The following is an 11,149-nucleotide window of genomic DNA, read 5'->3' as shown; positions in this document are numbered from 1 at the left end:
CAAGCCGCGCCCGGGCCGGGCTGTGCCCACGCCAGGCCGCGCCTACGCCGGGTCGCGCCCAAGCCGGGCTGCGCCTACGTCGGGCCGCGCCCACGGCAGCCTGCGCCCCAGTCGGCCCCCGCCCGAGCCACCCCCCGCCTACGGCAGCACACGCGCCAATGCGAACCCGTCGTAGCCCTTCACGCCCACCGTCTGGATCGCCGTGGCGGCCACCTTGGGGTGCGCCGCGAACAGGGCGAGTGCCTCGCGGGTGCCCCGTACGCTCGGGTCGTCGGTGGTGGCGTCGGTGACGGCGCCCCCGCGGACCACGTTGTCGAGGATGATCAGGCTGCCCGGCCGGGTGAGCTTCAGCGCCCACTCCACATAGCGCGGGTTGTTCACCTTGTCCGCGTCGATGAAGACCACGTCGAACGGCGCGGGGTGCTCGTCGGCCAGCGTCTGCAGGCCGAGCAGGGCGGGACCCACCCGGACCTCGGTGATCTTGTCCAGGCCGGCGCGGGCGAGGTTGTGCCGGGCCACCTCGGCGTGTTGTTCGCTGTACTCCAGGGTGATCAGCTGGCCGTCCTCGGGGAGGGCGCGGGCCAGCCAGATGGTGCTGTAGCCGCCGAGCGTGCCGATCTCCAGGATGCGGGTCGCGCCCTGGACCGAGGCGAGGAGATGCAGCAGCTTGCCCTGGTTCGGGGCGACGTTGATCTGCGGAAGTCCGGCGGCGTCGCTGTCGCGCAGCGCTTCGGTCAGGGCGGCGTCCGGCGGGGCGAGGAGCTCGGTGAAGTAGTCGTCCACGTCGTGCCAGAGCTGCGGGTCGGTCATGCGGTAAACCTTTCGTCTGTCTAGTTAGATGTGCTAACTAGTTCCGTAGCCGAATATAGCCGGTTACCGGCAGGTTGGGTGGTTGTATTCCCGTCACGGCCTCGCGTGGCGGCGCGTCGAGGGCTCTCTTCAGCCTTACAACACCTCCATCTGGACAAAAGAATGGGGGACCTCAGGTGAAGAGGGGGTTGCTCGCGTCTCACATCGGGGGTGGTGCGAGCCTCTTAGAGTTCGAAGAGGAAACAGACGCACGGGACCCCCGGGACTCATGGGGCTCATGGGGCGTAGAGGACGAACGGGGCGGGAGGGCCGACGGCACGTGGCAGATGTGGAGCACGGCGGACGACCAGGTGATCCTTTCGGAGCGGCGGCACCCGACACGGCCAGAGCGCGGCTGGGCCTGGTCCGCGCGGGCCTGTGGCTGGTCGCCGCCGTCCTGGCGGTACGACAGGTGGCCGTCGTCCTGAGTACCCCCCGGGGTGAGCGCCTGACGGATCTGGAGACCTGGGTCGGGCCCGACGGCGTGCTGCATGTGAACGGTTCGCTGTACGACTCGACGCGCTTCACGGGCACGCCCTTCGGCGGACTCGTCCTCAAGCCCCTCACCAAGGCGGCCGAGCAGGCCCTCGGCTGGGGCTGGACCTTCGGCACGCTGCTGCTGGTGGTCGCCCTCGGCCTGGTCGCCGCCCGCGCCCTCCCGCAGCCCGTGAGCCGCCGTACGGCGCTGCTGGCCGCGCCGGTCGCGATCAGCCTGCTGATGCTCTCCCTGCCCGTGCGCAACACCCTGTATCTCGGCCAGACCAGCATCATCCCGGTGCTGCTCGTACTCCTCGGCTGCTTCGCCGTGCGCGGGGAACGGACGAGCGGGGTACTCATCGGCCTCGCCGCGGCCCTGCAGCCCACCGTCCTGCTGTTCGCGCCGCTCCTGTGGTTCACCGGCCGCCGCCGGGCCGCCGTCTCCTCCGCGCTCACCTTCGCCGCGCTGACCGCCCTCGCGTGGGCGGCGATGCCGCACGACTCGTACACGTACTGGGTGCATCACCTGGCCGGGGTCGGGCTCGGGCGGCCCGCCGACGATCTCGCCAACCAGTCGCTGCACGGGGCGCTGCTGCGGCTCGGCGTCGAGGGGCCGCTGGAGATCGGCCTCTTCCTGGTGCTCGGCACCGCCGTCGCTGTCGTCGGACTGCGCCGCGCCGTGCGCTACGCCCGCGACGGGCAGTTGCTGCTCGCCGTCGCGGTCACCGGCTGCGTCGCCGTCGCCGTCTCGCCGACCACCTGGCAGCACCAGCTGCTGTGGGTGCTGCTCGCGCTGGTCGGCCGCGTCGGTAAGAAGGCGGGCGACCGGTACGTGTGGCCGGTCGCTGTCGTCCTGGTGATGACCCTGCCGGCCAAGATGATGCTGCCGAACATGGCGTCCCTCTACCCGCTGCGCGACAACGTCGTCCTGATCGCCGCCCTCGCCGCCGCGACGGTGGTTCCGTTTCTGTCCCGTACGTCGGAGTACTACCGCTCGCCCGTCCCGACCGAGTACGCGCGGCCGGTGCCCACCCGGTGGAGGCGCGTCCCCCTGCTGCCGTTCCTGCGCCGGGTCCTCACCCGGCCGAACCTCCTGCTGGAGCTGCTGCTGATCCGCGTCGGCTACTCCGCGTACCAGCAGGTCAGGCTTGCGGCGACGGGCGGTACCAACACCGGGGGCCGGGCCACCGCCGAACAGCACGGCGAGCAGATCCACTCGATCGAGAAGTTCCTCTTCATCGACATCGAGCACTGGGTGAACCACACGGTCGTCGGGATCGGCTGGCTGGAGGACTTCTTCAACTTCTACTACACGTCGTTCCACTTCGTGGTCCCGCTGACCGTGCTCGGCGTTCTGTACGCCCGCAGGCCCGCCGAGTACCGCTGGGCCCGCTCGGCGCTCGGCTTCGCCACGCTGTTCGCGCTCGTCGGGTTCTGGCTCTACCCGCTGGCCCCGCCGCGGCTGATGCCCGGCCTCGGTTTCATCGACACCGTGCACGGCGTGCAGGACTTCTCCCAGCCGGACTACGGGACGCTGACCGCGCTCACCAACCAGTACGCGGCGATGCCCTCGCTGCACTTCGGCTGGTCGCTGTGGTGCGGGCTCGTCATCGCGATCATCGCCCCCAGGTGGTGGATGAAGGCCCTCGGTCTGCTGCACCCGCTGTTCACGGTCTCCGCGATCGTGGCGACCGGCAACCACTGGGTGCTGGACGCGGTGGGCGGCGCGGCCGTCGTCGGCGCCGGCTTCGGGCTGACCTACCTGCTCCAGGGCCCCAGGCCCCGCCCGCACACACTCGTGAAGGCGGCGACAGGACCTTCCGGGAAGGCCGGGAAAGCCGGCGGGACCGCGGACGCCGGGAGGGCCGCGGAAACCGGGAGGGCCACGGAAGCCGGTGAGAGCGGGGCGGCCGGGAAGACAGGTGAGGCCGGTGGGACCCGTTCGTCCGGCGCGGTCAGCACCGCGGGGACGGGCCCGGCGAAGGGCCGTACCCCGAGCTGATCCGGTACTCGCCCGGCTCGGTCACCGTCAGCCGCGTGAACTCGCCCTCCTTCGTGAGGCAGCCGCCCTCGGCGTACAGCCACGGCGAGAACGCGACCCGCACGGTCACCGGGCCGGGGCGCGGGACCCGCACCACGACCGCCGCGCTGTCGGCCCGTACGACCGAGGCGGGCGCCGACACCAGCGGTACCGCCCCGCGCACGCGGTAGATCCGCCAGTTCGCGTCGCGCCACACCGGCTCAAGCCACGGCGTGCCGTTCCTGACCAGGCGCGCCTCGTCCTCCGCGAAGCCGTCCGGCTTCCCCGAGGGCAGCACCACGAAGCCGACGGCCCACCGGTCGAGCCAGGCCCGGTACGTCTTCTCCGAGAACGTGCCGTCGTAGAAGAGCCGGCCGCGCTCCATGTCCAGCTGCCGGTTCCAGCCGCGCGCCAGGTTCACGTGCGGGGCCAGCGCGGTGGCCTCGCGGTGGTTGCGGGCCGGGACCACCTCGACGCGCGTACGGTCCGCGCCCAGCCGGTCCAGGGCCGCCACGACGCTGGTCGTGTCATGGGCCCAGGCGGGCACCACCGTCGACACCTCCAGGTCGTCGACCGTCTTCTTGCCGACCCAGCACACGGAGAACACCAGCGCCATGGTCAGCGCGACACGCCGTCTCGCGTGGGCGGGCCCCGACCTCGGCACCGCGAGCAGCGCGGCCAGCAGCGCCGCCGGGGCGAACAGCTCCGCCAGCCGCTCCACGTTCGTGCCGACCGGCGAGGGCACCAGATACGTGAGGACCGTCCCGGCCGCGTACACCACCGCGCACCGGCGCAGCACCCGCCAGCCGCGCGGGGCCAGCGTCAGCACGACGACACCGATCAGCACCGGCGGCCAGATCCGGGCGGCCGGCATCAACTGCTCGCCGGTGAAAGGGAAGAGCAGGGTGGTCGCGCCCACCACCACGACCGGTGGCACGATCAGCGCGGCGGCCCGCGCCCGGTCCCGTACGAGAGCGTGACCCGCCCCCGCGACGACCAGGAACAGGCCCGCGACCGGGCTGGCCATGGTCGCGAGGGCCGCGTACGCCACGGCGAGGGGGAGCCGCCGCTCCCGGGTCAGCAGCACGCAGGCGGCGAGTCCGAGCGCGACGCCGAGCGCGAACGTCGTACGCCCCGACGCGACGTTGCACCACAGGGCGAGCGACGCGAGCAGCGCCGGGCCCAGGGGGCGGTTGATCCCCGTACGGACGATGAGGGCGGAGGCCAGCCAGGCGGCCAGCAGTCCGGCCGCCACGGTGACCGTCCGCACGCCGAAGGCGGCCATCAGATAGGGCGAGATCAGGCTGTAGTTGGCGGTGTGCATCCCGCCGTACCAGAACAGGCTGTACGCCGATCCGCCGTGCCGGGACGCGAAGTCGGCCCAGGCCTCCTGCGCGGCCAGATCGCCGCCGCCGGTGGCGAGGAACAGCCACCACACCACGTACAGCGGGACGGTGGGAAGGGTGGCGAGGAGCGGCACACGGTGCCGCCGCCAAACCGGTCGGAGGTCCCGCTTCCGGCCGGTCCGCGCGCCCTCCTGTCTGACGGGGGACAGTTCGGCTGGGGCCACGGCTCGGCGTTTCCGTTCGAAGTCTTCGAAGGTGTGGGTTGGCTGTGCCACCTGTGAAGACGCGTAACGGGGCAAAATCGTTCACCGCGCGGAGAAATCCTCCGGCCGGTCCTTCAGTCGACGCCGACCTGGAGCTCCTTCACGCCGTTGATCCAGGCGGAGCGCAGCCGGCGCGGGTCGCCGGCCAGACGCACACCGGGCATCGCGTCGGCGATCGCGTTGAAGATCAGGTCGATCTCCAGGGTGGCCAGGGATTTGCCGAGGCAGAAGTGCGGGCCGCCGCCCCCGAAGCCGAGGTGCGGGTTCGGGTCGCGGTCGACGTCGAAGACCTCCGGTGTGTCGAAGACCTCCGGGTCGTTGTTGGCGGACGAGTAGAAGAGGCCGACGCGGTCGCCCTTCCTGATCTGCTTGCCGCCCAGTTCGGTGTCCTGGGTGGCCGTGCGCTGGAAGGCGACGATGGGGGTGGCCCAGCGGACGATCTCCTCCGCGGCGGTCGCCGGGCGCTCCCGCTTGTAGAGGTCCCACTGGTCGGGGTGAGTGAGGAAGGCGTGCATGCCGTGCGTGATGGCGTTACGGGTCGTCTCGTTGCCGGCGACGGCCAGCATCAGGACGAAGAAGCCGAACTCGTCGGAGGCGAGGTTGCCCTCGTCCTCGGCGGCCACCAGCGTGGTGACGATGTCCTTGGCGGGGCACTGTTTGCGGTCGGCCGACATGTTCATCGCGTAGGCGAGGATCTCGGTGGCGGCCTCCTGGCCGATCTCCTCGGTGATCGCGTACTCCGGGTCGTCGTACGCGATCATCTTGTTGGACCAGTCGAAGATCTTGGCGCGGTCGTCCTGCGGGATGCCGATGAGTTCCGCGATCGCCTGGAGGGGCAGTTCGCTGGCGACCTCGGTGACGAAGTCGAAGGAGCCGCCGGGGCCCGCGTTCGCGAGAGCGGTCTCGACGATCCGGCCCGCGCGGTCGTGCAGGTTCTTCTCCAGGGCGCGGATGGCGCGGGGGGTGAAGCCGCGCTGGACGATCTGGCGGACCCGGGTGTGCTCGGGCGGGTCCATGTTGAGCAGGATCAGCCGCTGGGCGTCGATCGCGTCCCGCTCCATGTGCGGGCCGAAGCGGATGATCGCGGTGTTGAGGGTGGAGGAGAACAACTCCGGGTGCGTGGACACGTACTTGACGTCGGCGTGCCGGGTGACGGCCCAGTAGCCCTCGTCCTGGAAGCCGGCGACGTTGGCCGGCTGCGGGATCCAGCGGACCGGTTCGGCCTGACGCAGCTCGGCGAACTCCGGGAGGGGCACGCGGTGGTGCAGCAGATCGGGGTCGGTGAAATCGAACCCGTCGGGCAGCGCTGGACAGGGCATCGGCAACTCCAGGTCATGAAGTCCAGGTCGTACGACGGTCGGGTTCTGACGGTCCATCAGGCACCGGGAATTGCCGTGAAGGTAGTAACGGGTTCTACAAGGTGCAAGAGGCACGGCACCCCGAATCTCGACGCGTCCTCCGTTTCCGTGCGGGGCCCACTTCTCCGCGAGGTCCGCGCGGATCGCGACTTCGGGAGCTGCACGACCCTTGCGGTGGCGGACGCCGGGTCAGCAGACTGCACACAGAACTAGAACGCGTACTAGTTCAGCGTGGCGGGTGGGCCGGGACGCCCGCGCCGCGCGGGTGACCCGAGGAGAGGAACTCCCCATGGCCGCGGAACCCGTGATCGTCGAAGCCGTACGCACCCCCATCGGCAAGCGCGGTGGCGCGCTCGCCAATCTGCATCCCGCCTATCTGCTGGGCGAGACCTACCGTGAACTCCTCGGCCGCACCGGCATCCAGGCGGACTGCGTCGAGCAGATCGTCGGCGGCACGGTGACGCACGCCGGTGAGCAGTCCATGAACCCCGCCCGCACGGCCTGGCTGACGATGGGACTGCCCTACGAGACGGCGGCGACCACGGTCGACTGCCAGTGCGGCTCCTCGCAGCAGGCCTCCCACATGGTCGCCAACATGGTCGCGGCCGGCGTGATCGACGTCGGTATCTCGTGCGGCGTCGAGGCCATGTCGCGGGTGCCGCTGGGCTCCGGGTCCAAGCACGGACCGGGAAAGCCGTTCCCCGACGAGGCGAACGTGGACCTGCCGAACCAGTTCGAGGCGGCGGAGCGGATCGCGCGCCACCGTGGGCTGACGCGCGAGAACGTGGACTCACTGGGGCTCATCTCGCAGGAACGGGCCGCGACCGCCTGGGCCGAGGAGCGCTTCAAGCGCGAGACGTTCGCCGTGCAGGTGCCCACCACGGAGGACGAGCAGCGCGCCGGGCAGGGCATGTGGCGGCTCGTCGACCGCGACGAGGGCCTGCGCGACACGTCCATGGAGGCCCTGGCGAAGCTGAAGCCGGTGATGCCCACGGCCGTCCACACGGCCGGCAACTCCTCCCAGATCTCCGACGGCGCCGGCGCGATCATGTGGGCGTCGAAGCGGATGGCGAGGGCGCTGAAGCTGCGCCCGCGCGCCCGGATCGTGGCCCAGGCGCTGGTCGGCGCCGACCCGCACTTCCACCTCGACGGACCGATCGACGCGACGAAGGCCGTCCTGGGCAAGGCCGGGATGTCCCTGAAGGACATCGACATCGTCGAGATCAACGAGGCCTTCGCGTCCGTGGTGCTGAGCTGGACCCAGGTCTTCGCACAGGACCTGGCGAAGGTGAACGTGAACGGCGGCGCGATCGCGCTCGGGCACCCGGTGGGCGCGACCGGAGTACGGCTGATCACCACGGCGCTCCATGAACTGGAGCGCAGGGACAAGGAGTTCGCGCTCATCGTGATGTGCGCGGGCGGGGCGTTGTCGACCGGGACCATCATCCAGCGGCTCTGAGCGGTGGGGCCGGGCCGGGCCGGAACGGCGGCCGGACCGGCCGACGGGTGTCGGCAGACCGGCCTCCCGAGGTGTGGGCCGAGGGGGCGTCGGCCGTGCGGCCTAGGTCCCGCGCCCCATGCGGGGCGCGGGCGTGCTGACTAGGGTCGGCAGCCATGCAAAGCACGGGAACGGAACATCGCCGGACGCCGGAGCGCAGGCGCGACACGCTGGAACGCCTCGGTGCGGAGCGGGACGTCTGGGTGTCGACGGCTCATCCGGAGCGCGGGCCGCACCAGGTGCCGCTGTGGTTCCTGTGGGACGGCGCAGCGGTCTGGATGTGCACCGGCGCGACCTCCGTGACCGCGCGGAACGTCCGTGCGGAGCCGCGCGTGCGCCTGGCGCTGCCGGACACCTTCGACGTGGTGCTCCTCCAGGGTGAGGCGGAGTGCTTCCCCGACCGGGAGGTGCCACCGGACGCGGCGGAGGCGTTCGCCGGCAAGTTCGGCTGGGACCCGCGCGCCGAGGAGGGGTCCTTCCTGTATGTACGCGTGGTGCCGAAGACCGTGCGGGCCTGGCGCGGTGAGCCGGAGCTGCGCGGCAGAGTCATCATGCGCGACGGGACCTGGCTCGGATGACGCCGTACGGCGGGTCACCCCCGCTCGCGAGGACGACCCGCCGGGCGACGACGACCCGCCGGGCGGCGGCCGATGCTGGCTATGCGCGCGGGAGCGAGGTGTTGGTGATCGGGAGCGACCGGCTCGCACCGGACACGTACATGTCCCTCGGGGCCGTGCGCAGCGTGAACGTGTCGTCGTAGTCGCGGACCCGCACGGACAGCACGAAGAAGCCGTCGTCCTCGGTGGTCGTCTTCGCGCGGTACTGGCTCTCCCAGTAGGTCTGCAGGAAGACCTCGGTGTCCCCGGGGTCGACCCCCTTGGGGAGCGTGACCTTGCCCTGGACGACGAGGACGTCGCCCGCCTTCACCTTTCTCCTGTTGATGACCGTGTAGGCGACGGAGCTGGGCCGGGCGTCGGCGGTCACGGTGGTGTCCGCGAAGTAGCCGTCCTGCGGGGTGTTGAGGTCGCCGTCCTCGTCGTAGAAGGCCGTGATCTGCACCCCCCGCTGGACGTTGAGCAGGCTGCTGTCGCCCACGTGGTCGATGTCCACGTCCGGGATGGTGAACCTGCCGCCGGCGTCGCTGACCGGCCTGCCCAGCTCGCGCGGCTCGTAGTACGTGGGGTCGATCGGGTCGCCCCACGGATTCCAGGTCGTGAAGCGGACGACTTCCTCGACGGTGACGGGGATGTTGGGCGCCGGGGTGCCGTCGGCTTTCGTGACGGTGCCGGTGACGTCGACCCGGCGGTTGTCGTGGTCGGTGGTCGCCGGGTCGGTGCTCACGGTCAGTACGTAGGCGTCGCCGGGAGCGGCGTCCGCGGACTTCGCGGAGGCGGCGGGTGTGGACAGGGCTCCGGTGGTGAGCAGGAGCGCGGCGACGGCGGCGAGGCGCGTCGGCAGGGACTTCCTGGACACAGGTCAGCTCCAAGTTCGGTCGGGACTGCGGGAGTCGCGCCGGGCGGCACCGGTTCCGCCACGGCGCAGGTGTGCGACGCACCGGGTTCGACCGGCCGGGCGGAACGGGAGTTGTACCTGTGCGGTGCCCGTTACAGGGCTGTGGCAGGGGGTCGATTTGTACGGGTTTCGTGTTCACCTGGATGTCGGCCGCACGTCGCCCGGCATTGCTGCCGGCGGGGACGGCCGGTCGGTGGCTCCCGGCGCCCGTGCTCCCGGCCCATTTCTCTTGCGGTGCCGCGAAATCCAACGGGCGCGTTCCTGCGAACGCCTAGGGCGGCAGCGAGGAGTGCGCGCGCAGCACAAGGCTGACATGCGCATGACTTGCTGCCGCGGTGTCACCGCAGGAATCACGGAACGAGCCACGGAATGAGCCATGGCAGGCGCCTCCGCATGCGGGGCGCCGCCCCTTTCGGCAGCCTACGGAGGAGCGATCATGCGGGATATTTTCGATGTCCTGGAGAGCCAGGTCACGGCGAACGCCAAGAACGCCGTCGAGACGTACGCGAAAGAACTCCCCGAATACCACCGGGCGCGGAACGACGCGAGACTCTACGACGCGATCATGGAATTCGCGGTGTCCATCCGCCGCCGCACGATCTCCCTCGCCCGGGAAGGGGTTCCGCTCTCGGACGAGGACCTTGCCTTCATCTCGTCGATCGGACAGGACCGCGGGGCGAAGGGGTTCTCCGAGTCGTCCCAGCGGAACGCCCTCACGCTGCACACCAGCTCCATGCTGCGGGAGATCAGCGAGGCGCCCGCCACGCAGGACATGGACGGCCTGCTGCGCATGGTCACCTGGTTCTCCGCGCAGGCCGGAACGGCGCGGGGCGCCTATGTGCTCGGCTTCGAGAAGGGGCGCTCCCGTGCGCTGTCGGCGGCGGCGCGGGTCCAGGCGTGCGCGAGGATGCTGCTGGCCGACGATCCCGCCGCCCCCGACATCGCCCGCGACCTGGGCCTGCCCGCGCCGGGCCGTTACGCCGTCACCGTGCTGCGGTTCCCGGCGTCACGCTCCCTCCCGGACAGCGGGACGCGTGCCGCGCTGCTCGAACCGTTCCTCATGTCCCATCGGGTGCCCATGCTCTGGCGGCGGCCGGAGGAATGCGTCGCGCTGGTCCCGGCCGACGACACGGACCCGGCCGCGGTGGACCGGCGGGTCCTCTCCCTCGCCCGGGACTTCTCGGCGGCCGTCGGACTGCCGTGCGCCGTCGGCACGGCCACCGGAGCGGTCTCGTCGCTCGCCGAGACCGCGCAGACCGCCAGGCTGGTCAGCAGGGCCGCGCCCGCCGCGAGTCCCCCCGACCGCGCCTGCACGGCCGCCGACGTCTTCGTCGAGATGGGGCTGGTGCAACTGCCCCAGCTCGACGACTGGTTACGCGACCTCACCAGACGCCTGGCGGAGGGCCCCGACCTGGTGGCGACGCTGGACGCCTACTACCGCGCAGACATGAACCGGCTGCGGGCCGCCACCGCGCTGCACGTCCACCCCCGCACCCTGGACTACCGGCTGCGCCGGGTCCGGGCCCTGACCGGCGTGGACCCCGGTTCCACCAGAGGCGTCCGCCTCCTCAGCACGGCCGTCACCCGACTGAGGGCCGGCGCCTGGGGCTGAGGGGCCGGGGGCTGGCTGTACGCGGCGCCCATGTCCTGGGGCCGCTACCGGTCGGGGAGTCGCGTGCGTGCGTCGCGGAGTCGCGCTCCTGGTCGGGGAGGCTTGCTCCTGCGCTGCGGGGTCGCGTTCCTGGTCGCGGAGTCGCGCTCCTGGTCGGGGAGGCGTGCTTCTGCGCTGCGGAGTCGTGCTCCCGGTCCCGGAGCCGCCCTCCCGC

8 protein-coding genes are annotated in these 11,149 nt (G+C 71.3%); 4 read left to right on the top strand and 4 right to left on the bottom strand.

Translation table 11 applies throughout. The features are described 5' to 3' along the window. Nucleotides 1-138: 138 nt before the first annotated feature. The gene (locus tag IE278_RS34735) at nt 139-810 is read right to left on the bottom strand and encodes an O-methyltransferase (protein WP_189778389.1); all 672 of its coding nucleotides are present in this window, start codon (nt 808-810) and stop codon (nt 139-141) included. Nucleotides 811-1,129: 319 nt separating this feature from the next. On the opposite strand from IE278_RS34735, the gene IE278_RS34730 reads away from it, so the two are divergent. Further along, complete coding sequence (locus tag IE278_RS34730) at nt 1,130-3,328, top strand: phosphatase PAP2 family protein (RefSeq protein ID WP_246571132.1); 2,199 nt, start codon at nt 1,130-1,132, stop codon at nt 3,326-3,328. On the opposite strand, the gene IE278_RS34725 is transcribed toward IE278_RS34730, so the two are convergent. After that, nucleotides 3,282-4,916, bottom strand: coding sequence for a DUF8823 domain-containing protein (locus IE278_RS34725; RefSeq protein ID WP_189778385.1), 1,635 nt, complete (start codon nt 4,914-4,916; stop codon nt 3,282-3,284). The two genes, IE278_RS34730 and IE278_RS34725, sit on opposite strands and share 47 nt — an antisense overlap. A 113-nt stretch (nt 4,917-5,029) precedes the next feature. Further along, nucleotides 5,030-6,274, bottom strand: a complete 1,245-nt coding sequence (locus IE278_RS34720; protein WP_189778382.1) for a cytochrome P450 — start codon at nt 6,272-6,274, stop codon at nt 5,030-5,032. 328 nt (nt 6,275-6,602) lie between these two features. Here IE278_RS34720 and IE278_RS34715 point away from each other — a divergent pair, with 328 nt between their 5' ends. Further along, nucleotides 6,603-7,772 (top strand): steroid 3-ketoacyl-CoA thiolase, encoded by a 1,170-nt coding sequence (locus IE278_RS34715; RefSeq protein ID WP_189778380.1) that lies wholly within the window; start codon nt 6,603-6,605, stop codon nt 7,770-7,772. A 155-nt stretch (nt 7,773-7,927) separates the two neighbouring features. After that, on the top strand, nt 7,928-8,389 hold the full coding sequence (locus IE278_RS34710; RefSeq protein WP_189778372.1) for a pyridoxamine 5'-phosphate oxidase family protein: 462 nt from the start codon (nt 7,928-7,930) through the stop codon (nt 8,387-8,389). A gap of 79 nt (nt 8,390-8,468) precedes the next feature. Here the strand turns inward: IE278_RS34710 and IE278_RS34705 are convergent, their stop codons facing one another. Then, nucleotides 8,469-9,284, bottom strand: a complete 816-nt coding sequence (locus tag IE278_RS34705) for an acyl carrier protein (protein ID WP_189778370.1) — start codon at nt 9,282-9,284, stop codon at nt 8,469-8,471. Between the two features lie 475 nt (nt 9,285-9,759). On the opposite strand from IE278_RS34705, the gene IE278_RS34700 reads away from it, so the two are divergent. Further along, nucleotides 9,760-10,935 carry a PucR family transcriptional regulator gene (locus tag IE278_RS34700; RefSeq protein WP_189778368.1) on the top strand — a complete coding sequence of 392 codons (1,176 nt, stop codon included), beginning with the start codon at nt 9,760-9,762 and terminating at the stop codon, nt 10,933-10,935. The last annotated feature ends 214 nt before the right edge of the window (nt 10,936-11,149 follow it).

This window comes from Streptomyces tauricus, from assembly GCF_014650955.1.
Taxonomy (GTDB): Bacteria; Actinomycetota; Actinomycetes; order Streptomycetales; family Streptomycetaceae; genus Streptomyces; species Streptomyces tauricus.
This window is presented reverse-complemented; position numbering and strand designations above follow the sequence as displayed.

Excerpts from the sequence above, each read along its gene's own strand:
- IE278_RS34715 (WP_189778380.1), top strand. The coding sequence starts at position 6,603 with ATGGCCGCGGAACCCGTGATCGTCGAAGCCGTACGCACCCCCATCGGC.
- IE278_RS34700 (WP_189778368.1), top strand. The coding sequence starts at position 9,760 with ATGCGGGATATTTTCGATGTCCTGGAGAGCCAGGTCACGGCGAACGCC.
- IE278_RS34710 (WP_189778372.1), top strand. The coding sequence starts at position 7,928 with ATGCAAAGCACGGGAACGGAACATCGCCGGACGCCGGAGCGCAGGCGC.
- IE278_RS34720 (WP_189778382.1), bottom strand. The coding sequence starts at position 6,274 with ATGCCCTGTCCAGCGCTGCCCGACGGGTTCGATTTCACCGACCCCGAT.
- IE278_RS34735 (WP_189778389.1), bottom strand. The coding sequence starts at position 810 with ATGACCGACCCGCAGCTCTGGCACGACGTGGACGACTACTTCACCGAG.